Source organism: Planobacterium oryzisoli (genome assembly GCF_015354315.1).
GTDB lineage: Bacteria > Bacteroidota > Bacteroidia > Flavobacteriales > Weeksellaceae > Planobacterium_A > Planobacterium_A oryzisoli.
In genome coordinates this window covers 30,028-55,215 of record NZ_JADKYY010000002.1, presented here as the reverse complement: position 1 = coordinate 55,215, position 25,188 = coordinate 30,028, and the positions used below count along the sequence as shown (strand labels likewise).

The following is a 25,188-nucleotide window of genomic DNA, read 5'->3' as shown; positions in this document are numbered from 1 at the left end:
TCAAAACGCATATGATTTATCAGAATATCTTACAGACTATTGGAGGCACGCCTCTAATAAAACTAAACAAAATTGTTCCACGTCAGCACGATGTGTTCATAAAGATGGAAAAATTCAATCCGGGAGGGAGCATAAAAGACCGTATTGCCTTGGCAATGATTGAGAAAGCTGAGCAGGAGGGCAAGCTCAAGAAGGACACTGTAATTATCGAGCCTACATCAGGTAATACCGGAGTGGGACTAGCTTTGGTATGTGCCGTCAAAGGATACAAACTTATCTTAGTAATGCCCGAAAGCATGAGTAGAGAAAGAAGACTTCTTATGTCCTCGTATGGCGCTGAGTTTGTACTCACTCCAAAGGCCGAAGGTACGAGTGGAGCGGTAAAAAAAGCCATGCAACTTGCCGAGCAGATTCCAAATTCCTGGGTGCCCCAGCAGTTTGAGAATAAGGCCAACCCTTTGATTCACGAAGTTACCACCGCCCAGGAAATTTTGAAAGAACTACAAGGAGGTGTGGATTATTTAATTACTGGTGTAGGAACTGGGGGACATATCTCAGGCGTTTCGAAAGTGCTGAAAGAAACTAACCCGTCTATGGAAACATTCGCAGTAGAACCGGAAGATTCACCGGTTCTTTCAGGGGGTTCCCCAGGACCACACCCTTTGCAGGGTATCGGTGCTGGATTTGTTCCTAAGGTGCTGGACCGAGCGGCTGTAGACGGTGTGATAAAAATATCTAAAGAAGAGGCTTTTGAATATACCCAGCGCCTTGCCAGGGAAGAAGGAATACTAGCAGGGATATCCACTGGCGCATCAATCGCCGCGGTGGTAAAACAACTTAAAGATATTCAAGAGCCTAAGAAGATTCTGACCTTCAATTATGATACCGGCGAACGCTATTGGTCGGTTGAAGGTCTATTCGCTGAAAAGATCTTCGCGCAATAAAACAATTTACCTATTATACTACCGGAGTTTGGACACTATTTCTCTTCGTCAAAATAAAGCCGGTAGTATTTTCCTTTTTCATCTTGACCCGTTTCGATCCGTTTGCGGTCTCCGTGCACATAAATATGAAAGTTTTTATCTAACTTGATGACACTTTTAAAGAACCGCTGGTTTTTCTTTACTGCTAAGGGGTCTATATTAAAATCTTCAGAAATCGAGACTTGCGTCTGATGCTCATGATCCGTTTTATAGTTGACAAAACTCTCAATTAGTTCCTTGTCTTCTAATACCGATTCCGTAAATTCATTAAAATCAAAATGGTCTTTCTCACTAAAGAAATCCATTGTCCTGTTTAAAAATTCAGCCTGATCCGCTTTGGAAACTTCAAATTCTGCAGGCAACTGTTTTGAGATGTATGATTTGTACAGAGCGAGCGTCTCATTGGTATGAAAGAATTCATTAGCTCTTGGCGCGACATTTAAAAAATTGTCAAACCAGTATGCTGCATCTGCACCTTTTTTTCTGTCAAACACATGTGCTACGTAGCCATTATCCTCATTAGTATTATAAACAAGGCAACCTTTGTCTATTTTATCTAAAATAAAGCCCTCGCTCAAGTGGAGTTCCACTTGTTCATCGTCCTGTTCCGATTTCAAGTAAAATCCCATACTCTCCAATTTTAGGATAAGTAGTTTATCGTAATCGGCCTCGGTTTCGGGATCCTTTTCAATCTTAGCAATAAGCAAATGACCGTCGGGGGTTCGGGGATTTGATGCAAGATGATAAAGACGTGAGGCTATCTCCTGCGAAGAAGTGACAAATGCTTCCTTGCCTACGAATATTTTTTTCACTTCTTGATATAAGGTATGGTGCTGCAATGACACCTCGTGCTTGAATTCAAATTCTTCAAGAGACTTAAACTGCAGAAGTATCTTTTCTTCCAATAATTCCTTGGAAGCTTGGGGGAGATCCCAGCATACTTCAGATAGCTTTAGGGGATGCTGTAGGACCGCATTTCCCACGTAGTGTGTTATTAAACTGGTAATCATAAGTGCAAATTAATGAGGTCTGCAAAAATACAGGATTTGAATTACTTAGAAGACCATTAAGCACTTTCTCCTCAATCTTCTAATAATTAGTACACTGTATCTACCGGGAAGCATTTATCTTCGTTCGTGCCGCCCTGATTAGGTACTAAAAATCGCTGTGAATTTAATTCACAGCGATTTAAAATGATTATATATGTAGTTCTTAATGTTTACTTGACTTCCTCGAAATCAGCATCTTGTACATCATCATTAGCCCCTGCGCCCGCGGACGATGCTCCAGCTCCGTCCTGTCCCGGCTGTGGTTGTCCCTGAGCGTAAAGTTCTTCTGATGCTGCCATCCATGCCGCGTCCAATGCCTCTGTCTTAGCCTTAACCGAATCCAGATCTTTAGCATCAAATGCAGTTTTAAGTTCCGCAGCAGCAGATTCAATTGCACTTTTTTTATCTGCAGAGAGTTTCTCTCCGAATTCTTTAAGTTGCTTTTCAGTTTGGAAAATAAGGCCATCGGCTTTGTTAAATGCCTCCACCTCTTCTTTTTTCTTCACATCAGCAGCTGCATTTTCTTCTGCCTCACGCTTCATGCGCGCAATCTCATCCTCACTAAGTCCAGAACTTGCCTGAATCTTAATGGACTGCTCTTTTCCGGTTCCTTTATCTTTAGCCGAAACATGTAATATACCATTGGCATCAATATCAAATGTTACCTCAATCTGAGGCACACCTCTTGGTGCAGGCGGAATATCAGTTAAATCAAAACGTCCAATTTCCTTATTATCATTGAACATAGGTCTTTCTCCCTGACCTACTCTAATACTTACTGCAGGTTGGTTATCACTAGCAGTGGAGAAAACTTCTGATTTTTTTGTAGGAATAGTAGTGTTAGCTTCAATTAATTTGGTAAATACTGATCCCATAGTTTCAATACCTAGTGAAAGTGGAGTAACATCTAAAAGAAGTACATCTTTTACATCACCAGTTAGTACACCACCCTGAATTGCTGCTCCTACGGCTACAACCTCGTCAGGGTTTACTCCTTTCGAAGGCTTCTTGCCAAAGAACTTTTCAACCTCTTCCTGAATTTTAGGTATTCTTGTAGATCCTCCTACTAAGATTACTTCGTCAATATCACTAGGGGAAAGTCCAGCATCAGAAAGTGCCTTCTTACAAGGATCCATAGAGCGTCTTACCAAGTCTTCAGCAAGCTGTTCAAATTTAGCACGCGTAAGAGTTTTGACAAGGTGTTTTGGACCTGTAGCTGTTGCAGTGATATACGGTAGATTGATTTCGGTTTGCGTGGAGGAAGAAAGTTCAATCTTCGCTTTTTCCGCTGCTTCTTTTAGTCTTTGCAGTGCTATTGCGTCTGCCTTTAAGTCTACACCTTCTTCTGCTTGGAACTCGGAAGCCAGCCAAGAAATAATTACATTATCAAAGTCGTCCCCTCCCAAGTGTGTATCACCATTGGTAGATAGTACTTCAAATACTCCGTCACCAAGATCAAGGATCGAGATGTCGAACGTTCCTCCACCTAAATCGTACACTGCGATTTTCTGATCTTTATGGCTCTTATCTAAACCATAAGCAAGTGCTGCAGCCGTAGGCTCATTAATGATCCTTTCTACTTTCAGACCGGCAATCTCTCCAGCTTCTTTGGTAGCCTGACGCTGTGCATCATTAAAATAGGCAGGAACCGTTATAACTGCGCGAGTAACTTCCTGTCCAAGGTAGTCTTCTGCAGTTTTTTTCATTTTCTGCAAAGTCATAGCAGAAATTTCTTGAGGAGTATATTCTCTGTCTCCAACTTTAACCTTTACGGAATCATTGGCACCTTTCACTACTTCGTATGGCACATTTTTATCCTCTGAAGTCAGTTCAGAGAAATGCGTACCCATAAATCTTTTGATTGAATAAATAGTCTTTGTAGGATTGGTAACCGCTTGCCTTTTAGCAGGATCTCCCACTTTTCTTTCTCCATCTTCAGTAAAGGCCACAATAGATGGCGTTGTTCTTTTTCCTTCTGCATTAGGAATAACCACAGGGTCTTTTCCCTCCATCACAGCCACACAAGAGTTGGTTGTTCCTAAGTCAATACCAATAATTTTGCTCATATTATTTATATTTAATTTCTAAGTTTACTTGTTTACTGCATCTCTAAAAATATACCACGAAAAATGGTTGTGACAAATTGTCACGTAAAATTAGCACATAAAAAAAGCACCTCTTAAAAAAGGTGCTTTCGTATTTTCAAGCAGACATTATTTAAGTGTTAAAATATACTCTACCATTTTTTTAGCGTTTTCTTTACTCAGTCCGGCATGGGGAGTCATTGGAATTTGGCCCCACACACCAACGCTTCCGTTTATAATCTTATCTGCTAATTGATCAATATCTGCCTCAGTATATTTAGCAGCGACCTCTTTGTACGAAGGTCCAACTAAAGCTCCTTCCTCTTTATGGCAAGTCAAGCAGTCCATGCCTTGAATTAATGTCAGACCTTCAGGCTGCGTACTTGTAGCTGTTGCAACGGCAGGTTCTTCAAGCATCACATTAGACTCTACTGCAACGTTTTCCTCTTTCTTGGAACATGAAAAAAGAACTGACCCGGCAAGTAATAAAAATGTAATATTTCTCATAGATTATTTTTGTATATTTGATAAGTATAGTGGTACACTACTGCAAATATAGAAATTTTATTCTTTTTTTACCCACCTAATAAAAGTCATATCAACTCTATGACTAGGGTCATAAAGTCAAAATACGAATCTAAACTACTTTTGTTTCATACTAAAAAAAACCATTATGAAAAGATTGAAAATTCTAGCACTCTCCTCACTTGTACTTGCATTAGTATCCTGTGGAGGCGACAAAAAGGAAAGTTCCATTCCAACGGCAGACTCTTCTGCTACCACGACTGAAACCACTACTACTGCCAGCTCTTCCGCCAGTGAGTACGACCCGAAAAGAGGTCTAGGTAAATACGATGAAACCAACGTAGATGTATCCTCGTTTGATCCAGCTATGGCGGCCCAAGGTAAAGCTGTGGCGGACGTTAAGTGTATTTCCTGCCATAAAACAACCGACGAGAGATTGGTAGGTCCGGGATGGAAAGGAGTAACAGAAAGAAATACTCCGCATTGGATTATGAATTTTATATCCAATCCTGACCCTATGATTGACGTTGATCCTGAACTTCAAAAGCAACTCGAACTTTGTTTAGTAAGAATGCCTAACCAGGGTCTTACAGATACTGAAGCTCGGAATGTACTTGAATACATGAGAGAAATCGACGGAGCAAAGTAATCTCTATCGTGGCAGGGTACAATCCTGCCACCTTTTTTCCTTCTTACAGAAAATCAAATACTATATGAAAGCTTACAAGAGTTTTGGTATTACTGCGTTAGCAGCAGTATCGCTTTTGGCGTGCAAGCCAAAAGGAACCGAAAATGCGGTAGCCGGAGACGCTGCACAGAAAGTGTATGTAGCTCCCGGTGAACATGATGAAGTGTACAACTTTGTCAGCGGAGGATTTAACGGCCAAGTTAGTGTCGTAGGACTGCCAAGTGGACGTACGCTGAAAATCATTCCTGTATTCTCCGTTCATCCGGAAAATGGATACGGATACAGCGAAGAAACCAAACCGATGCTTGAAACATCTCATGGTTTCATTCCATGGGACGACCAGCACCATTTATCCCTATCCCAGACTAATGGGGAAATCGACGGAAGATGGCTTTTTGCCAATGCGAACAATACCCCACGGGTGGCACGAATCGATTTGAAATCCTTTAAGACCACAGAAATTCTAGAAATCCCGAATTCTGCAGGTAACCACTCGTCACCTTTCCTAACACAAAATACGGAGTATATTGTTGCAGGAACCCGCTTTGCGGTTCCAGCAGACGGTCAAGATGATGTGCCAATTGAATCATTCAAACAAAACTTCAAAGGTTACTTGTCATTCATCGGTGTAGACAAAGAGTCTGGAGAAATGGATATCAGCTTCCAGATTGAAGCTCCTGGTTTTAACTTTGATCTTTCGCACGCAGGCAAGAATAAATCCCATGGGTGGTTCTTCTTTTCATGCTACAATTCAGAACAAGCCAATTCCTTATTAGAAGTAAATGCTTCACAAAATGATAAAGACTTTATCATGGCTGTGAATTGGAAAAAAGCAGAAGAATACCTAAAAGCTGGTAAAGGCAAGAAAGTAGCGGTTGAATATGCACACAACAAGTTTGACGAAGAAACGCATACAGCAACTTCCACTATCAAAAAAGAAGTGACCGTTCTAACAGCTAGTGAATTAAAAGACATTTGTTATCTAATTCCTTGCCCTAAATCCCCTCACGGATGCGATGTAGATCCAACAGGTGAGTACATCGTGGGCTCTGGAAAGCTAGCTGCACTAATTCCAGTTTTTAGCTTTGACAAAATTCAAAAAGCAATTGCTGAGAAAAATTTTGCTGGTGAATTTGACGGTATTCCAATTATCAAATACGAAGCAGCATTGCATGGAGAAGTACAGAAGCCTGGTCTAGGACCTCTGCACACAGAATTTGACGGCAAAGGAAATGCCTACACCTCTCACTTTGTATCTTCCGAAGTAGTTAAGTGGAACATTGAAACATTGGAAGTTCTTGACAGACAACCAACTTTCTATTCTGTAGGACACTTAATGGTAGTTGGTGGTGACTCAAGCAAACCTTACGGTAAATACCTTGTTGCGTACAACAAAATTACCAAAGACAGATTCCTTCCAACAGGACCAGAACTTGCCCACTCTGCGCAATTATTTGACATCAGTGGAGATAAAATGAAACTACTTCTAGACTTCCCTACAATTGGTGAACCGCATTATGCACAGGCAGGACCAGCCGAATTATTTACCAAAGACCAAGTGAAGTTTTATAACATCGGAGAAAACAAGCACCCATACGCAACTAAAGGGGAAGCAGAGAGCAAGGTGGTGAGAGAAGGTAATAAAGTCCATGTTTATATGACATCTATACGCTCACACTTCTCCCCTGACAACATTGAAGGAATAAAAGTGGGTGACGAGGTATACTTCCACGTAACTAACTTAGAGCAAGATTGGGATGTTCCACATGGATTTGCGATTAAGGGAGCAAAAACAGCAGAACTACTGATCATGCCAGGAGAAACTTCCACTCTAAAGTGGGTACCTGAGAAGCCGGGTATGTACCCAATGTACTGTACCGACTTCTGTTCCGCACTGCATCAAGAAATGCAGGGATACGTAAGAGTCTCCCCTGCAGGTAGCAATACACCTTTGATATATTCACTGAATAATAAAAAGGACAATGCACAAAGCCCTGTCAAACAAGGTGAAACTAAATAATTATTAAGGGGCGGTTTTACCGCCCCTTTTCTCTTTAAGTAACCAACTGACCGTACGGCAATAGCATTCAGCTATCCTGTTATACTCTCAGAGTAAAAAATAAAAAAATGAAAGCTAGTTCCCTATCCAAAATAAGCAAAGTACTTTTAATAATAAGTGCTATCGGATTTGCAATTACCATCTTTGTACCTATTTGGTCCATCTATCTAAGTGCCCCTCAGTATCCTGAAGGATTAGCTATGTTTATACATGCAAATAAAATTACCGGTGAATACGAAATCATCAACGGTCTGAATCATTATATTGGAATGAAAGAGATACATGCTGATGAATTTTGGGAATTTACCATCCTGCCGTACGCCCTGGCCTTTTTTGCATTATTAAGCCTCAGTGCTGTGCTGTTAAATCGTAAAGTTTTACTGTACACTCTTACTGGCATCTATATGCTCTTTGCGTTAGGCTTCGTCTATGATTTCTGGAGATGGCTGTACGACTACGGACACAATCTAGATCCTTCTGCCGCCATCGTGGTTCCAGGAATGTCGTATCAACCACCACTTATCGGTTACAAACAACTACTAAACTTTGAAGTCTGGTCCTATCCGAACATAGGGGGAGGCATCATGATTGGTATTGGGGCAATATTGCTTATATTAGCATTTATTGAATGGAAAAAGAAGGCTTGAACACAGGATTAAAAACTAATAAAATGAAGAATCTTAAAATCTTTTGGCTACTATCTGCTATGTTGCTTTTTTCTTGTACGGAAAAGGGTCCAAAAGAAATAGCAATAGGAAAAGACCAATGCGACAACTGCAAGATGACCATTACTGAGGCTAAATACGCCACGCAACTTATAACGGAAAAAGGAAAAACCTATAAATTTGACGATATAAGGTGTATGGACGACTACGCTTCCTCAAATCCAGAACAATCCAGTGGAAGCACTACATACGTTGTAGATTTTCCAACGGGAGATTTTATCAAGACACAGAATGCGTCCCTTATAAAAGGAGGTTCCATAAAAAGTCCTATGGGAGGCAATACGCAAGCCTACAGCGATAAAAGCGCAGCAAACGAAGCTGCCGAACAGTCCGGTGCAGAAATAATACAATAAAATCTTATGTAAATGCTCAGATTATTTTTAGTTTTCCTTCCTTGCCTTCTTCTTGCAGAGGTGATAAAGGTCGGAAAAAATGAAAAGTATCAGACCATCAATGAAGCTGTCGCCGCCTCCCGTAGCGGCGATAGTATTTTGGTTGAAAAAGGCCATTACCGTGAAAATGGCATTAATCTCAACAAACAGCTTACCCTCATTGGAATAGGCCGCCCTATCATTGATGGTGAGCTAAAGAAAGAAATCATTAATATAAATGCGGACCACTGCAAGGTGACTGGATTTAAGTTAATTAACTCTGGAAGAGATGAGATTCGAAGTATTGCCGCCATACATATCTACTCTTCCTCCAATACCATCATAGAACAGAATATATTTGAGAACAATTATTTTGGAATATATGTTCAGAGAGGCTATCAATGCACCATACAAGACAATAAAATAACTACCAACCGAGGTACTTCTCAAGAAAATGTGGGAGATGGAATCCACCTTCTCGGCAGTTCAGAAATATGGGTCAAAAGGAATTTCGTGAGTGGGCATAAGGACGGAATCTATCTTGAAAAGACTAAAGACTGTTATATATTTTCAAATTTATCACGTAAAAACCTCCGCTATGGATTGCACTTCATGTTCTCCAACGATTGTACATATACCGGAAATGTCTTTGATAACAATGGAGCTGGTGTAGCGGTAATGTACGCAATGAATGTGGGCATGTACAACAACCACTTTATAAATAATTGGGGAGACAGTGTCTATGGTCTACTATTAAAAGAAATATCCTACAGCACCATAGAAGGCAATTACTTTGTTAATAACACAACCGGCATATTCGCTGATGGTGCCACAAAAATTGATTTTACTTCTAATTTGTTTGACTCTAACGGATGGGGGCTTAAGATCAATGCCAACTGTATGGAAAACAAAATCCATCGAAATAATTTTACGGCTAACACATTTGATGTCAGTACTAATGGAACCATAGTAATGAATGATTTCAACTCCAATTATTGGGATAAATACGAAGGATACGACCTGAACAAGGATCAAATAGGTGACGTCCCCTTTCATCCCTTAAGCCTCTATGCTGTTCTGGTAGAGCAAAATCCGTCGGTTATGTTACTATTCAAAACCTTTCTAGTGGATTTACTGGATAAGACTGAGAAAATAATTCCAAGCCTCACCCCTGAAAGTTTTGTGGACCGTGAACCCAAATTTAAACCCAATCCAATGCAATAGGACCCTTTTGGGTTCCAAGAATGTAAGCAATGATAGAAATTAAAAATCTGACTAAGAAATTTAACCGTTTTACTGCACTTCAAAATGTGCAGCTGCAATTTAATACTGGAAATGCTATTGCCTTGATAGGCCCAAATGGCTGTGGTAAAACGACACTAATAAAATGTATTCTGGGCCTCAATGTTGTGGAAGAAGGACAAATATTTGTAAAAGGTGAAAACATAAATGATTCGTACCAATACCGAAAATCCATTGGCTATATGCCGCAGATAGGCCGGTATCCTGAAAATCTCAGCATCGAACAAACCATAAATATGGTTAAGGATGCACGAAATACCAAAGAACACAATTACGATTACGAATTACTTGAATCCTTTGAACTTGAAAAGCTTTATCAAAAAAAGATGCGCACTCTTTCAGGCGGTACCACACAAAAAGTGTCTGCAGTCTTGGCATTTCTTTTTAATCCAGACATTATCATACTGGACGAGCCTACAGCCGGATTAGATCCTTTGGCAGCTGAAATACTAAAGCAAAAAATAATTAAGGAAAAAAATAAAGGTAAATTAATACTTATTACTTCGCATCTACTTAGTGAGCTAGATGAAATTCTCACCGAAGTGGTTTTTATGAATGAAGGAAAGGTGCTAGTTCATCAAAGTGCACAGGATTTAAAGACACAAACCGGCAAGGACAAAATTTCTGAAGGAATAATTTCAATCTTAAAAACAATTCAGTAATGAACCGGATCTCTAGATTTATCTTTTTTGATATACTTAAAAGCAAAATAATAATTGTCTATACCATTCTCCTCTTTATTCTGTCGTGGAGTACTTTAGGTTTGGAAAGTAATTTCACAAAAGCTACACTTAGCCTTCTGAACGTAATTCTTCTAGTCGTACCATTGGTAAGTGTAATATTTTCAACCATATACGTTTACAACAGTTCCCAATTCATTGAATTACTATTAAGTCAACCCATACCACGAAGCCGTGTTTGGCTCAACATCTTCCTGGGCTTGGCGCTGGCACTTATACTCGCATTTTTAGTGGGATGCGTGGTACCCATATTCCTGTACTCATCCCTGGAAACGGGCTTTTCTGTAATCATTATAGGGATTTTCCTTTCCTTAATTTTTGCGGCGCTTGCAATGTTATGTGCTATTTTTTCTCGAGATAAGGCAGTAGGCATTGGTTTGGCAATATTCGTGTGGCTTTTCTTTGCTATAATTTACGATGGAATTTTACTAGTTATGATGTTTCAGTTTCAGGATTATCCCATAGAAAGCATTATGGCCACCCTAGCTGCCATAAATCCCATAGGACTTTCCCGAATCTTTGTTCTGCTTCAATTAGATGTTGCCGCAATGCTTGGTCAAGCAGGAGCAGTATTTAAGAATGTCTTTGGAAGCGGAAAAGGTATGGGCATATCCGTTGTTATTCTCACGTTATGGGTGCTTCTTCCTTTTCTATGGTCCCTCCTAAAATTCAATAAAAAGGACTTATGATAAAAATCATCGCTTACTACTTCAAAATATGACCTAAAGCATAATTTTCAAGATAGAATAAATTCTAACTTTACTTCAGTTCAACGATCTGATTTAGAGTAACAACCAAAAAATTTAATTCTATGAAAAAAATCTCAATCGCATTGGTATCGCTGGTTCTATTTACAGTAAGCTGTGAAAAAAGTACTCAGGTATCCGATACCACACAAAGTACGGAGACAACCACTCCAAAAGGACAGGAGGCGGTTGTAGATGAAGAAAGTGCACCGGATGTGGTAAAACTTGCCAGTAGTAACCCGGATTTATCCACCCTGGTTAAAGCAGTTCAGGCTGCGGGTTTAGCAACTTCATTAAGTAATGCAGGGCCATTCACCGTGTTTGCACCTACCAATCAGGCATTTGATAAACTTCCCGCAGGAACTGTAGAAGATTTGTTGAAGGAAGAAAATAACAGTAAACTGGGCGATATATTAAGCCACCATACCTACGTTGGTGTTATCAAAACCGATCAGTTCTCGGACGGTCAAAAACTAGGAATGGTGGACGGGAAATCCTTAACCATCACCATGGTAGATGGAAAACCCACTGTAAATGGAAAGATTAATATCCTAGCTTCTGTACCAGCATCAAACGGTATTGTCCATGTAGTAGACGGAGTAATTTTGCCAGAATAGTACTTTTTTATGGTTTAATTTTTATGTGTTTTGTGAAGCCGCTGTTGTATGCGGCTTCTTTTCTGTCCTATACATTGCGTACACCATTAGCAGAAGCCCTAGAAGAATAAGCACAGAAATCGCAAAAAGCATATACTGTGAATTTGGCAATGCGATGTATTTAATAGAGAGAACACCCATCAATCCAAGTACCGCTTCGTTAAGTACTATTCCAACCAGCACTATATACAAGCCAATACACATGGACTTGCTGAATCCAAATCGGTTGGTTGCTAAAATTTCGTTTAGCAAATAAATAGAAATGCACATTAAGAGCACCAGATGTAAGTACGCAATAACCACATTTCTAAATCCAAAAGCAAACTCACTTACTTGGGGAATATTAGATCCTAGTTGCAGCAAGATTTTTACTGCAAATGCAAATCCTACATAGATCCATACAAGTTGCTGCGTCTTGGATATTCTCTTTGTGATCAAGTTCCACTGGGCAATTATCGATTGAAAAAGAATAAAACTAGCCACTGTTTGCGCAATAGTGCCAAGAGTAATTATTAAAAGTAGCCATAACGGCAAATTCATCCATAATACCGATAGCCCAAAGCCTATAATACAACCCAGAACCATCAAAATGAATATCATTCTATGCTTCTCAATAGGCAGACCAGCTCCATAGTGATTTAAACGGCTTACTAATAGTCCTATACAACTAAAAATGAAAAATCCATTATACTGAAAATGCAAAAAGTAATAAGTACTGGCAAGGTACAGTGTTTGACTAAGTTGGTCTGTTGCTGTCATAAAGCTTAAGGTGAAAACTCCTATAGAGGAAAGTGCCGCAAACCAAAGTCCAGCTATAAACCAATGCTTCGAAAATTCCGTGACCGCTTTAAAGTCACGGGAAAGATAATACAACATCACAAAACTTACCAATAACGCGGCGGTTGACGCCGCTATGGACAACCAGAAGTACCCACCGTACACAAAGCTGACCACCATAAGATACGAAGCTGCAAGATTAATCCATAGTAACACCTTATATTTCTGCAAATCTGCAGTCGCATTGTTCTTAACTAAATATCTTAATACAAGTACATAAATAACTTGTGTTACCCAGCCATAAAACGCAAAATGAGAATGAGCTTCCTGCAAATGCTTCTGGTCAAGCATCGGAAGTGAAAATGCTATCTTATAACGCATTAAAACCCCAAGCAATGCTACGACAGCAAAGTTTATCACTGAAAAACGCATCCAAAAATCTAACTTATTCATTCGATCAAAATTAAAGCGATTATCGTACTAAGTATATGATTTCAATCATTCTAAAGGTATATTTTGCCACTCTTTATCTCGAGTTTCCCCTCTTTCTCCATTTTTTTTACCGTCCGGATAATGGTCTCTATACGAAGACCCGTCATATGAGAAATCTCTTTGCGGGTAAGACTTATCAACATCTTTTCTGTTGGACAGCAATTGTGTTCTTTTTTGTAGTCCCTTAATTGATGTAGTATACGCTCCTCAGGGTTAAGAAAGACGATGTTCTTAAGCGAATGGCTCTTACGAATGGACTTCTCCGCTACTGAGATTGTAAAGTCAAGCATTCGCTCAGGATTTTCGAGTAAAAAAGCTATAAGCCGATCTCGCGTAAACTTTACTAAAGTCGCTTTCTCAGAAGCTACTTCCACATGGCCAGGAAATGGCTTCTCCAGCAGCACCGCTGGCTCACCGAAAAAATTACCTGCAATCACTTTGTGTTGTAAAAATTCCTTTCCGTCCTGGGTGAAATTAAAAACACTTAATTCACCTGACTTTAAATACAGAAAAAATGAGGAGCACTCGCCTTCACGTGCAACTGTATCCCCTTTAAAGAACATTTTAACTTCCGCACTTGTGTTAATGAGCATTTCGTCATCTATAATAAATGGCATCCTAGACGAATTTAGGTTAATTCCAAATATACTAAATATATAAGAGATTTACGGACGCATAATGTGCTTTGAACTCTGCAAAAAACATTATTTTTCCGGCTATAATCCTTATTTTTAAGCAAAATCTAAATAATGGCTGAACAATACAATCCGCGCGATATTACGTGGCTTGCATTTAACGAGCGAGTACTGCAGGAAGCAATGGATAAGGATGTGCCTTTGGCGCAGAGAATTCGATTTTTAGGAATATTCTCCAATAATCTTGATGAGTTTTTCCGAGTTCGCGTCGCGGGTCTTAAACGTGCAATGGATTTTAAAGAAAAATTCATCTCCGATTCTTTCTTTCAACCCCCGCCAAAAATATTGAAGAAAATAAATGAGATTGTCATTACCCAGCAAGAGGCTTTCAATCGTACGTGGGAAGAAATACAAAAGGAGATGGAGATTCAGAATGTTTTTATTAAAACTCCAGAGAATCTTACTAAAAGACAGCGGGAATTTGTGGTGCAATATTTCGACAATGAAGTGGAAAGCAATGTAATACCAATCCTTCTAAATGAAAACACACCAATGCCCTATTTAAGAGATAAAAGTCTTTACATCGGCATTGCTATGCGCAACAAAATGTTTCAATACAGAAGTAATTATGCGCTCATTGAAGTCCCTTCCAGATTATTGGGGCGTTTCGTATTACTTCCAAGTGAGAAGAACGAGAAGAATGTCATGTTGCTCGAAGATGTTATCATAACCAATCTTGCCCACATATTTTCTTATTTTGGTTACGATGAGTTTAAAGCACACTGCTTTAAAATCACCAAAGATGCGGAGTTCGACATTGACAATGATATCCGAACAACCCTTGCGCAGAAAATTGAAAAAGCGGTTAAAAACAGAAGGAAAGGAAAACCAACGCGCTTTGTATTCGACCAAAAGATGGACCCTGCTTTATTGGAATTTCTTATTAGAAAACTTAACCTTACGGCTAAAGACAGCATAATCCCGGGACACAAAATCCACAATTTCAAGCATTTTATGGATTTCCCTGATATCTTTACTCCCGTACCGCGACCCAAGGAAAGGAGTTCTTTTCTTCACCCCGCGTTCCGTAGTGCGGCGCGCGTCACAGATGTAGTTATCGAAAAAGATGTGCTTCTTAGTTTTCCGTACCACACATTTACACCTGTAATTGACCTGCTTCGTGAGGCTGCTATGGATCCGGATGTGAAAACTATCCACATCACTGCATACCGTTTAGCGTCCAATTCAAAAATTGTCAATGCACTTATTAATGCTGCTCGTAACGGCAAAAAGGTAACTGTAATGCTGGAGTTAAGGGCGCGATTTGACGAAGAAAACAATTTAAAATGGAAAGAGCGACTAGAAATTGAAGGCATTCAGGTTTTACTGGGTATTCCTAACAAAAAAGTACACGCTAAGCTCTGTATTATCAAAAAAAGGGTAAACAACAAGACACTTCAATACGGTTTTGTCAGTACCGGCAATTTCAATGAAAAGACAGCCCGAATTTACGGGGACCACCTGCTTCTGACTTCGGATAGGAAGATCATGGCTGATATTAATAAAATATTCCAAGTACTTAAAAAGCCTACGGAGGACATAGTGGAAGAACTTAATGCATGTTCTTCTTTACTGGTTTGTCCCGAACATATGCGAGCTAAAATAGAATGGCAAATAAACAGAGAAATTACTGAAGCCAAAGCGGGGAGAAAAAACCTCATTTTGGTAAAAGTAAACTCCTTAAGCGATAAAGGACTTATTGATAAACTGTATGAAGCTGCTACTGCCGGTGTTAAGATTCAATTGATAGTTCGAGGAATATTTTGTGCTGTGAATCAGAAAGAATTTAAAGAGAAACTTTTTTCAATAAGTATCGTGGACGAATACCTGGAACACGCACGTGTGATGGTTTTTTGGAACAAAGGAGCAAAGGACACTTATATCTCATCAGCAGATTGGATGACCCGAAATTTAGACTACCGCATTGAGGCAGCAGCAAAAATTACTAACCCACAGATTAAGGAGGAACTTTGGGATATTTTACAAATCCAACTCAAGGACAATACAAAGGCCCGAATTCTTGATAACAAATTAAAAAACCGGTATGTTATAAACGACCTTTCTGAGTTTCGATCGCAAATAGAGATTTTCAGATATTTACACAATAAAACGTAAATCCATTTTTTTATAAAAAATTCAATTTCACATGAGAATAGCCGCAATTGATATAGGAAGTAATGCCGCCCGTTTATTAATTAATGAAATTACCCCGCTAGAGAATGGAGAAGCGGAGTTCACTAAACTAAACCTGCTGCGTATACCACTTAGACTTGGGATGGATGTGTTTTTGCACGGTAAGATTCGTGCAGATAGGGAGGAAATGCTGTTAAGTTCAATGAAGGTGTTTTCAGACTTAATGAAGATTTATAAGATCGAGCACTACCGGGCATGTGCAACCAGCGCTATGCGTGATGCTTCCAATGGTCAAGAACTCATTGAAAAAGTAGAGCAAGAGAGTGGAATCCAGATAGAAATAATATCAGGTGATGAAGAAGCCTCTTTGATCTATGAGAATCATATTGCAGAAAAAATGGATTCACAATACGGATATCTATATATTGACGTTGGTGGAGGATCCACTGAATTGATGTATTTTAAAAATCAGGAACTGATGTACAAACAATCTTTTAACATTGGTACCATTCGACTACTAAATAACCTCGATACACCCTTGCAGTGGCAAGAGTTAAAACAACAGATCTCCCAGCATATTGCTCCGCATGCACCCTTGGTAGCGATTGGTTCTGGAGGAAATATCAATAAATTATTTTCTATCAGTAAAACAAAGGAAGGGAAACCCCTATCACTAGTAACGTTACGAAATTATTTGAAAGAATTGGAACCTTTAAGTGTGGAGCAGCGTATGCTTCGCTACCACTTACGCGAGGATCGCGCGGACGTACTAGTACCAGCCCTTAAGATTTTCACTACTGTGATGGAACTAAGTGAGATATCAAAAATTTATGTACCTAAAATCTCCGTAGCAGATGGTCTGATCCACCAAATGTACAAGCAACTAAGTTCTGATAACGCAAGGAATAACTAACTCGAATTTAGTAACTTTGAAAAAAACAAAACTCATGAAGACTACCAAACTAGCTCTAATACCCATCATAGCAATCGGCTTTTTATTCCTGATTGTATTTCTTTGGGGCTATCCCCAATATAGGGTATGGTCACAGGAAATGGAAGGGAAAGCCGAATTTGCAAAAGCCGAACAAAATCGAAGAATTAAGATAGAGGAAGCAAAGGCGAACCTGGAAGCGGAGAAACTCAATGCCCAAGCAGAGATTGAAAGAGCCAAAGGAGCTGCAGCTGCCATTAAAATTGAAAATGGCGCGCTTTCTGAGAAATACATCCAATACCTTTGGGTACGACAGCAAAATAACTTGAACGACAAAACGGTCATCTACATTCCCACAGAAGGAAACCTACCTATACTTGAAGCTGGAAGAGCTCCAAAAAAAAGCATTTCCGAATAGAAATGCTTTAATTTTAGATTTTTATTAAAGTAGTGTACCTTCATCTACCTCCTGTATAGTTTCTGCTGGAGGTGCTGAAGGAGTTGAATCTCCTACATTGATGACTTCGGTTATTTCCGGGGCAAATTGTTTAATAGTATTTTCCACACCAAGCTTCATCGTAGAAAAACTCATTGGACAACCATTGCAATTTCCCTGAAGTTTCACAAAGACCTTGCTTTGCTCCACGTCGACAAGTTCTATATCCCCTCCGTCCCTGTTCAAAAACGGACGGATAGTCTCCAAAGCATCAAGTACTTTGGTTACTGTATTTTCATGTTGCAAATTAGGTGTAAACATTTTATTATTTTTTTGGAGAACATCCTGCCATAGTAGTAATCTTTACTGCTTCTGTGGGAGGCAGGTTTTTATTCCGTTCCACTAAACTTTCAATCATATTCTGAGCTGTAGAGCGGTAGACCGCTTGTATAGCTGATCCCTCTTGTAAAGCAGCAGGACGTCCCACGTCCCCTGCTTCCCTGATACTTTGTACGAGCGGTATCTCGCCTAGTACAGGAATACCTAGATCTTGAGCCAAATACTGTGCTCCCTGCTGTCCAAAGATATAGTATTTGTTCTCAGGCAATTCTGCCGGGGTAAAGTAGGACATATTTTCGACAAGACCAAGGACCGGAATATTGATACTTTCCATGGTAAACATGGCTATTCCCTTGCGTACGTCCGCCAAGGCCACATGTTGTGGAGTACTAACAATAACGGCACCCGTAACAGGCACTTCCTGAATTATTGAAAGATGTATGTCACCTGTTCCTGGAGGAAGATCCACTAATAGGAAATCGAGCTCACCCCAGTGGGCATCCCTTATCATTTGATTTAAAGCTTTTGAAGCCATAGGCCCCCTCCAAACCACGGCTTGGTTAGCTCCTGAAAAATAACCGATAGAGAGCATCTTAACGCCATAATTCTCAATGGGTTTCATTAAGTTTTTGCCGTCCACTTCTACCGATATGGGTTTTTGCCCCTCAGTATCTAACATGGTGGGCACTGAAGGTCCGTATATATCTGCATCAAGCAATCCCACCTTAAACCCCATCTGGGCTAAAGTAACCGCTAGATTAGCCGCAACTGTGGATTTACCAACTCCACCTTTTCCGGATGCTACCGCAATTATATTTTGTATTCCGGGAATCTGTTTACCTTTTATCTGTGACTGTTGAATTTGTGAAGGTTCGGGAGCTACAATCTTCAATTTCAACATAACCTTTTCTCCAAACTGGGATGCGAACGCTTGTTTCATAGCTACTTCCAGCTTTTTTCTTTCATGCATTGCTGGTGAGTGAGCGGTCATATCAATATACACATCATCCCCCATTACCTGCAGATTGTTGACCAAATCTGCTACTTCTATTTCCTTAAGAAATTCTTGGACTTCTATTTTTGTTGGCATATGTTCAAATATTCAACTACAAATTTACGCAATTTATTCCTTAATTTAGAATGAGTAAAATCAACGATTGGTGATATCTATCACATAGCTTCTCTGCTATTATCTTTTCTGGTAAAAAAATAAACAGTACCAAAAGTTAAAAGAGAAGGTATAATCCACCCCAAGTCATGCTCGGCAAGGGGAAGCATGTTTACTGCGGACAATAAATTTTCTGGAGCAGCTCCAAAGAATTCAAGAACAGGCACCAAAGATAGTAGTGTCGTTACCAGTAAAGCAGCAATATAAGGACCTTTTAAAAATATTTTTTTTCCAAAAATGAGTACAGTAAGGATGAGCGTAAAGGTAATTGGATACACAAATCCTAGGATAACTACAGCATAGGATATAATTTCATCTACACTATGGATAGAAAAGTACCCTGAAAAGATGCACGTTAGAGCCACCGCCCATCCATACTTTATTTTGCCGCTAGTAAATTCCTCAACAAAAGAACCCATCGCAGCACATAGTGCAATTGCGGTAGTTAAACATGCCATCGCCACTGCAGTGGATACCACCAGGGTTCCACTTACGCCAAGTATGTTTCTGGAAATATTTAACAGTAAATCCGTACGGGAAATATCCGCATCAAAATTGTATCCTGCATGAGCTCCCAAATAAATTAATCCTCCGTAAATAAAGAGTAGTGCGCTCATGGATATTAAACCTGCTTTCAGCGTAATCTTGAAACGCTCATTGGCCTGAGTGTACCCTTTTTCAATAGCCGCCCCTATAATAATTCCAGCAAACACCACTGAGGCTAAAACATCTAGAGTCTGATACCCTTCATGAAATGCGTATACAAATGAAGTTACGGGCGTTAGATCGCTTTTTAATGAAGCATTTTCCGCATTAAACACCCCCACAAGTACGAGCAGACCTAAACTAACCAGCAAGAACGGAGTGAGAATGTTTCCTATTAAATCTACAATCTTGGATTTGCTAACAGTCAGCAAAAACACCAGTGAAAAGAAAATTATAGAAAATAATACACTGTTCATACCGGGCAAGAGTGGTTGTATGCCGACTTCGTAAGTAGTGGCACCAGTACGCGGGATAGCCACAAGAGGCCCAATGCAAAGCATGATTAATAAAGCAAGAATACTAACTACGACAGGATTTACTTTTGTACCCAGATCTGTAAACTTAACACCATTCAGTACAATTGTAATTACTCCTAAAAAGGGCGCTACAATACCCGTTGTGAAAAAACCTGCAACGGCATAAAGCCAATTCTCCCCTGCCTTCACCCCAATTAGTGGTGGAAGTATTAAATTACCCGCGCCAAAGAACATGGCAAACAAGGCAAATCCCAAGGTAAAAGAAGTCTTCGTGTTCTTGCTAAAGTCGTTTTTCATTATTTTTTCAATAGAATAATTTATAGAAAAAGGGCTGCAACACCAAAGTGTCTACAGCCCTTAGAGATTTAAATCAAGCGTTATAATTCCCCGCCATGGTTATCCAGCTCTCCTTCCCATTTTGAAACGGCGGAGGTGGAAAGTGCATTGCCTAATACATTAGTCATACTTCTACCCATATCACAAAAGTGATCTATAGGGAGAATAAGAGCGATACCTTCCGGTGGAATACCGAACATGGAGCAGGTAGCGACAATAATAACTAAGCTCGCGCGGGGTACTCCTGCAATACCTTTAGAAGTTAACATAAGTACGAGAAGCATTACAATCTGTTCTCCCAGAGACATATCAATGCCGTAAATCTGTGCGATAAAAATGGATGCAAACGTCATATACATCATACTTCCATCCAAGTTAAAGGAGTAGCCAAGCGGCAAAGTGAAAGACACGATTTTATTGTTGCACCCAAAGCGCTCGAGCTCTTCAACCAATTTAGGAAAGACTGCCTCCGAAGAAGTGGTACTAAATGCTATAAGTAGGGGCTCCTTTATCCTTCTAAGGAGTTCAAACAGCCGGTTCCCTAAAATCATGTAACCCACAATTAATAGAACCAGCCAAAGCACAGCCAAAGCAAGAAAAAAGTCTCTTAAATAGACGGCATATACGGTGAAAATGTCAAATCCTTTCGTAGCTACAATGGCAGCAATAGCTCCAAACACACCTAACGGGGCAACCCACATAATATATCCAACCATTTTTAAAATGGCATGAGCTATTATGTTAAGACCGTTTACTACTGGCTTAGTATATGAGTCTCCCATATTGGCTAAAGCTACTCCAAACATCACGGAAAAGACAACGATTTGCAGCACTTCATTTGTGGCGAAGGCCTCAAATAAACTACGAGGAAAAATATGAGAGACAAAGTCTTCTAAACTAAAACTTTTGGTGGTGTTTATCAGTTCATTTGCAGAGGCTGTATCGGTCAAGTCCAATTCAATAACGTGACCTGGCTGCAACCAGTTCACAAATACCAGCCCAATCATTAGCGATACCAAAGAAGCAGTAAGAAACCATAGCATTGCCTTAGTACCCACCCGCCCAATCATCTTCATATCACTCATTTTTGCAATACCAACAACCAATGTCGTAAACACTAGTGGTGCAATAATCATCTGCACTAAACGAATGAAAATGGTTCCAAGCAGTTTGATGTTTTTAGAAAAATCCTCTGCGTTCTCAGGATATTTAAAGTGTACTAATGCGCCAGCGCCAATTCCCAGTACCAAAGCTATAATTATAGCAAAGAATAGTTTATTCTGTCCTTTCATAATTTCTTCAAAGTATACAAATATAGACTTTTTTGTTAAAAATATGTTAAGTGCAAAATGACTGCGAATTAATTCACACAATAAAAAAACTCTGCCGGGATCGACAGAGTTTTACAAGATTAATTAGCAATTTGAATTCTTACACTTTTAGGTAGCGTGCATATGCAAATCCTTCCACTCCTTCTGAAGTCTTAATCCTCCACCAGTCTTGTGAACTTTGTTCCACAAGGGTCACTAGTTCTCCTTTTGCGGCTTTTCCTATAACTGGCGCGTCAGTAGACGGTTCTTCCCTTACGTTAAGATTAGAAGATTCAGTATTTACTACCAGGTTGGTTCCCGGAGTAATGCCTGTAATCTGAACATCAATATTAATGTCATTTGCCGTATAGGTGGCATCAATCATTCCCAATGCATTCCATACAGCATCTTTAGCATCACTAGAAACTGCATTACCTGTAATATACAGTACTCCATTTTGCTCATTTACTTGAAGCTGGTCAATCGCCGAAGATTGAGCCGCTGCTATCACGCTCGCATATTTGTTTTGTAATTCACTCATAACCTGATTATTTTACTACTATGTTATTGGTATATGGTATTGTTAAGGCATCAACCGATTCCTTTATTTTTCTTGCCTGTAGAGAAGATACAGTACCGGTAAGCACTACCTCTCCATTAATTACCTCAGCTTTTACAGAAGGAAAGTCCTTCACTGCATCCTGTACCTTTTGAAGTGCAACAGTATCAACACTATTAATTTCTACTGGAGCGGCCACTGTAGACATGTCCATGACTTCTTTGATCCCTGGTATAGCTTTTAATGATGCAATCATCGCATCCTTAGATGCTTGGTCTTCAAAGGTGCCTGACAAATGGGCTACACCGTCTTTAACTTCCACAGTGGCGTTGGGATTTGACGTGACTACAGTGGTAGCTTGCGTCTGCAAGTCTGCGTCTGTCACTTTTTTCTTACACGAGATAGATCCAAAAGAAACTACCATAGCCAATGCGGCAATCATTACAGATTTTTTCATAATATAATATTTAGATTTAATGGTTTTCTCAAATTTACAATAAATAAGCGTTCAAATTGCTATTCTTTCCTAAGACGGAACGTGATATTAATTCTCGGTCCCTTAGGATTTAATTCTTTTAAAATTCCGTGCTTCCAAAATCTTTGAAAAGCACCTTTCATAACCAAAAGACTTCCAGGACTTAAAACCTGTTGTAGTTGTATCTGCGAGGTTTGATGAACCATTATAAAAGTCCTTGCTGCTCCCAAAGAAACTGAAGCGATCGCACTTCCTTTCTGCATACTAGTCTCATTGTCCTTGTGTAGTCCCATATAGTCCTTTTCATCATGGTAGTAATTCAATAAATAACTATTGAATGTACTGGCGGTAACACGCTCAACCTCGCTACGAAGGTTCTCTAACTTATAATCTAACTTCTGCGCTATATGTTCAACTCCAGAATATTTGTAATTGTCTCCATTTAAAGAAAACCACGCAGTTTTCCTCCTTAGTTCTAAGAGCTTGCCAAACATGCGCACTTTTTCGTTAGTCCAAAGCACATTATTTTCTAAGTAATTAAAGAGCATCTCAGCTCTGGATTCTGCAATAAACTGCTCGTAGTAATGCACTTCACCATCAAAATCAACCAACTTCTGCGCTTTTTCCATATTCAACAATTTGGTTAAGGTACAATTATGGAGTACTTTTATCCTACAAAAATCTTAATGACCATGAAACATGTTTTGCTAATCCTTGTGCTATTTTCACAAACTCTTTTCAGTCAACAACCTACTGAAACAGATTTCGTGAAAGAAAATTACCTTAAAGAAGAAGTTTATATCCCCATGCGGGACGGCACTAAACTCTTTACATCAATCTATATACCAAAGGATGCCTCAAAAAACAATAAATATCCTTTTCTAATGCAACGGACCTGCTACAGTGTCGCCCCTTATGGAGAAAACAACTACCGCCGATCTCTGGGTCCCAATAAGTACTTAATGGACGATAAATACATTTTTGTATACCAAGACGTTAGAGGCAGATACATGAGCGAGGGTACCTTCACTAACATGACTCCCCAGATTTCTACTACCAATAAAAGGACCGTTGATGAAAGCACCGATACTTTTGACACAATCGAATGGTTACTAAAAAACATTCAATACAATAGCGGAAAGGTAGGACAGTACGGAACCTCGTACCCTGGTTTTTACGCCGCCGTTGGTACGTTGTCCGGGCATCCTGCATTGGTAGCGTCTTCTCCACAGGCGCCAATCTCTGACTTTTGGAACGATGATTTCCTCCACAACGGTCGCTTTATGCTGGGGTACTTCAGAACCTTTCCGGTATTTGGCGTTCATAAGACCAAACCCGAATCCAAGGCGTGGTATACAGATAAGATGGTTCCTATCACTTCTAAAGATGGTTTAGCTTTTTACCGGGAAATGGGTACCCTCAAAGAGGGATTCGAAAAGTACTATCAAGATAATTTTTTCATGCGAGAAATAATGGACCATCCCAATTACGACCAGTACTGGCAAGAAAGAAACCTTCTGCCTCATCTTAAGGGTATAAAACATGCGGTTCTTACTGTGGGAGGTTGGTTTGATGCGGAAGATCTCGCCGGACCATTAAATATATATAAAACGATAGAAAGGACAAGTCCGAAGGCCAAGAACAGTCTGGTCATGGGTCCTTTTGCCCATGGCGGATGGGGAAGAGAATCAGGAAAAACTTTCCATAATGATATTTACTTTGGAGACAGTATAGCAACTTATTACCAAAAGCAAATTGAAACTCCTTTTTTCACCTACCACTTGAAACCCGGCACCTTGAAAGAGTTAAATCTTGCAGAAGCAGTCCTTTTTGACACGGGCAAAAATCAATGGGAACATTTCTCGACTTATCCACCCTCCAATGTTGAAAAAACAAGAATATATTTCCATGAGGGGCAACTTAAGAGCACCGCAAGCCAAGGGTTTAGTGAATATTTTAGCGACCCCAACAATCCTGTACTAAGTTCCGCTAATCTACAATCCTTTAATGGCTTTACTCCGAGAAGCTACATGACAGAAGATCAAAGATTTGCGGTAGGCAGACCTGATGTTCTTACATTTACGAGTGACATTCTAGAAAACGACCTCACCATCACGGGGGAGCTAAACGCTATGTTGAATGCGGAAACCTCTGCCAGTGATGCAGACTTTATCGTGAAGCTAATTGACGTGTACCCTTTAGACTATGAACCTAAGGAGAAAAAAGAATCGGTCTTATATGGTAACTACCATCAAATGGTTCGTAGTGAAATCATGCCTGCACGTTTTCGGGAAAACCGTGCGAGTCCTATACCCATGACCCCACATACAAAAACAACGGTACCTGTAAAATTGCAAGACGTGCTTCACACCTTTAAGAAAGGGCACAGAATACAAGTACAAATATCCAGTACCTGGTTTCCACTTTTTACAGTGAATCCACAAAAGTATGTGGCCAATGTAAACAAGGCAGAAAAATCGGATTACACGAAAGCTTTTATCAAGATCCATGGTGATTCTTACCTGGAATTTAATGTCTCACAGTAGGTACGCCACGCGGCCTACCTAATACACGAAAGCTCTGCCTT

The 25,188-nt window shown here is 39.8% G+C and carries 25 protein-coding genes; 13 read left to right on the top strand and 12 right to left on the bottom strand.

Annotated features, from left to right (window positions below; all coding sequences use genetic code 11):
* The first annotated feature begins 11 nt into the window (after positions 1-11).
* Positions 12-944 carry a cysteine synthase A gene (gene cysK, locus IC612_RS01850; protein ID WP_194738476.1) on the top strand — a complete coding sequence of 311 codons (933 nt, stop codon included), beginning with the start codon at positions 12-14 and terminating at the stop codon, positions 942-944.
* Between the two features lie 35 nt (positions 945-979).
* Here the strand turns inward: cysK and IC612_RS01845 are convergent, their stop codons facing one another.
* The 3 genes from IC612_RS01845 to IC612_RS01835 all read right to left on the bottom strand — a co-directional run bounded on the left by IC612_RS01845 (position 980) and on the right by IC612_RS01835 (position 4,623).
* A complete protein-coding gene (locus IC612_RS01845) occupies positions 980-1,993 on the bottom strand; it encodes a nucleoid-associated protein (RefSeq protein WP_194738475.1) in 1,014 nt (337 codons plus the stop codon).
* A gap of 209 nt (positions 1,994-2,202) precedes the next feature.
* Entirely contained in the window at positions 2,203-4,098 is a 1,896-nt protein-coding gene (gene dnaK, locus IC612_RS01840; protein WP_194738474.1) for a molecular chaperone DnaK, read from the bottom strand.
* 147 nt (positions 4,099-4,245) lie between these two features.
* A complete protein-coding gene (locus tag IC612_RS01835; protein ID WP_194738473.1) occupies positions 4,246-4,623 on the bottom strand; it encodes a c-type cytochrome in 378 nt (125 codons plus the stop codon).
* Between the two features lie 166 nt (positions 4,624-4,789).
* Here IC612_RS01835 and IC612_RS01830 point away from each other — a divergent pair, with 166 nt between their 5' ends.
* The 8 genes from IC612_RS01830 (at position 4,790) to IC612_RS01795 (ending at position 11,889) form a co-directional block, all read left to right on the top strand.
* Positions 4,790-5,290: a c-type cytochrome gene (locus IC612_RS01830; RefSeq protein WP_194738472.1), complete on the top strand. Its 501-nt coding sequence runs from the start codon at positions 4,790-4,792 to the stop codon at positions 5,288-5,290.
* Positions 5,291-5,354: 64 nt separating this feature from the next.
* The gene (gene nosZ, locus IC612_RS01825) at positions 5,355-7,349 is read left to right on the top strand and encodes a Sec-dependent nitrous-oxide reductase (protein WP_194738471.1); all 1,995 of its coding nucleotides are present in this window, start codon (positions 5,355-5,357) and stop codon (positions 7,347-7,349) included.
* 107 nt (positions 7,350-7,456) lie between these two features.
* Positions 7,457-8,035, top strand: coding sequence for a hypothetical protein (locus IC612_RS01820; protein ID WP_194738470.1), 579 nt, complete (start codon positions 7,457-7,459; stop codon positions 8,033-8,035).
* A 23-nt stretch (positions 8,036-8,058) separates the two neighbouring features.
* On the top strand, positions 8,059-8,466 hold the full coding sequence (locus IC612_RS01815) for a nitrous oxide reductase accessory protein NosL (RefSeq protein WP_194738469.1): 408 nt from the start codon (positions 8,059-8,061) through the stop codon (positions 8,464-8,466).
* Positions 8,467-8,478: 12 nt separating this feature from the next.
* The gene (locus IC612_RS01810; protein ID WP_194738468.1) at positions 8,479-9,708 is read left to right on the top strand and encodes a nitrous oxide reductase family maturation protein NosD; all 1,230 of its coding nucleotides are present in this window, start codon (positions 8,479-8,481) and stop codon (positions 9,706-9,708) included.
* 29 nt (positions 9,709-9,737) lie between these two features.
* Positions 9,738-10,448 carry an ABC transporter ATP-binding protein gene (locus tag IC612_RS01805; protein WP_194738467.1) on the top strand — a complete coding sequence of 237 codons (711 nt, stop codon included), beginning with the start codon at positions 9,738-9,740 and terminating at the stop codon, positions 10,446-10,448.
* Positions 10,448-11,215: an ABC transporter permease subunit gene (locus IC612_RS01800; RefSeq protein ID WP_194738466.1), complete on the top strand. Its 768-nt coding sequence runs from the start codon at positions 10,448-10,450 to the stop codon at positions 11,213-11,215. The genes IC612_RS01805 and IC612_RS01800 overlap by 1 nt, the downstream gene beginning before the upstream one ends.
* Positions 11,216-11,337: 122 nt before the next feature.
* Positions 11,338-11,889, top strand: coding sequence for a fasciclin domain-containing protein (locus IC612_RS01795; protein ID WP_194738465.1), 552 nt, complete (start codon positions 11,338-11,340; stop codon positions 11,887-11,889).
* Between the two features lie 21 nt (positions 11,890-11,910).
* Here the strand turns inward: IC612_RS01795 and IC612_RS01790 are convergent, their stop codons facing one another.
* Both IC612_RS01790 and IC612_RS01785 read right to left on the bottom strand, forming a co-directional pair.
* Positions 11,911-13,158 (bottom strand): hypothetical protein, encoded by a 1,248-nt coding sequence (locus IC612_RS01790; protein ID WP_194738464.1) that lies wholly within the window; start codon positions 13,156-13,158, stop codon positions 11,911-11,913.
* A gap of 50 nt (positions 13,159-13,208) precedes the next feature.
* Complete coding sequence (locus IC612_RS01785) at positions 13,209-13,814, bottom strand: Crp/Fnr family transcriptional regulator (RefSeq protein WP_194738463.1); 606 nt, start codon at positions 13,812-13,814, stop codon at positions 13,209-13,211.
* Between the two features lie 132 nt (positions 13,815-13,946).
* Between IC612_RS01785 and ppk1 the strand changes: the two genes are divergently transcribed.
* Genes ppk1 through IC612_RS01770 form a run of 3 tightly spaced genes read left to right on the top strand, consistent with a single transcriptional unit; the run spans position 13,947 to position 17,374 of the window.
* Positions 13,947-16,007 carry a polyphosphate kinase 1 gene (gene ppk1, locus IC612_RS01780; protein WP_194738462.1) on the top strand — a complete coding sequence of 687 codons (2,061 nt, stop codon included), beginning with the start codon at positions 13,947-13,949 and terminating at the stop codon, positions 16,005-16,007.
* Between the two features lie 31 nt (positions 16,008-16,038).
* Positions 16,039-16,938 carry a Ppx/GppA phosphatase family protein gene (locus tag IC612_RS01775; RefSeq protein WP_194738461.1) on the top strand — a complete coding sequence of 300 codons (900 nt, stop codon included), beginning with the start codon at positions 16,039-16,041 and terminating at the stop codon, positions 16,936-16,938.
* 34 nt (positions 16,939-16,972) lie between these two features.
* Positions 16,973-17,374, top strand: a complete 402-nt coding sequence (locus IC612_RS01770; RefSeq protein WP_194738460.1) for a hypothetical protein — start codon at positions 16,973-16,975, stop codon at positions 17,372-17,374.
* A gap of 24 nt (positions 17,375-17,398) precedes the next feature.
* On the opposite strand, the gene IC612_RS01765 is transcribed toward IC612_RS01770, so the two are convergent.
* The 7 genes from IC612_RS01765 to IC612_RS01735 all read right to left on the bottom strand — a co-directional run bounded on the left by IC612_RS01765 (position 17,399) and on the right by IC612_RS01735 (position 23,230).
* Positions 17,399-17,713: a NifU family protein gene (locus IC612_RS01765; RefSeq protein ID WP_194738459.1), complete on the bottom strand. Its 315-nt coding sequence runs from the start codon at positions 17,711-17,713 to the stop codon at positions 17,399-17,401.
* Positions 17,714-17,717: 4 nt separating this feature from the next.
* Positions 17,718-18,821, bottom strand: a complete 1,104-nt coding sequence (locus IC612_RS01760) for an Mrp/NBP35 family ATP-binding protein (protein ID WP_194738458.1) — start codon at positions 18,819-18,821, stop codon at positions 17,718-17,720.
* A gap of 80 nt (positions 18,822-18,901) precedes the next feature.
* Positions 18,902-20,218 carry a branched-chain amino acid transport system II carrier protein gene (brnQ, locus tag IC612_RS01755; protein WP_194738457.1) on the bottom strand — a complete coding sequence of 439 codons (1,317 nt, stop codon included), beginning with the start codon at positions 20,216-20,218 and terminating at the stop codon, positions 18,902-18,904.
* A gap of 80 nt (positions 20,219-20,298) precedes the next feature.
* Positions 20,299-21,549, bottom strand: coding sequence for a dicarboxylate/amino acid:cation symporter (locus IC612_RS01750; RefSeq protein ID WP_194738456.1), 1,251 nt, complete (start codon positions 21,547-21,549; stop codon positions 20,299-20,301).
* Between the two features lie 139 nt (positions 21,550-21,688).
* Entirely contained in the window at positions 21,689-22,108 is a 420-nt protein-coding gene (locus tag IC612_RS01745) for an SH3 domain-containing protein (protein WP_194738455.1), read from the bottom strand.
* A gap of 7 nt (positions 22,109-22,115) precedes the next feature.
* On the bottom strand, positions 22,116-22,583 hold the full coding sequence (locus IC612_RS01740; protein ID WP_194738454.1) for a BON domain-containing protein: 468 nt from the start codon (positions 22,581-22,583) through the stop codon (positions 22,116-22,118).
* A 59-nt stretch (positions 22,584-22,642) separates the two neighbouring features.
* Complete coding sequence (locus IC612_RS01735) at positions 22,643-23,230, bottom strand: alpha-ketoglutarate-dependent dioxygenase AlkB family protein (RefSeq protein WP_194738453.1); 588 nt, start codon at positions 23,228-23,230, stop codon at positions 22,643-22,645.
* Positions 23,231-23,293: 63 nt separating this feature from the next.
* Here IC612_RS01735 and IC612_RS01730 point away from each other — a divergent pair, with 63 nt between their 5' ends.
* A complete protein-coding gene (locus IC612_RS01730; RefSeq protein WP_194738452.1) occupies positions 23,294-25,147 on the top strand; it encodes a CocE/NonD family hydrolase in 1,854 nt (617 codons plus the stop codon).
* Positions 25,148-25,188 lie beyond the last annotated feature (41 nt).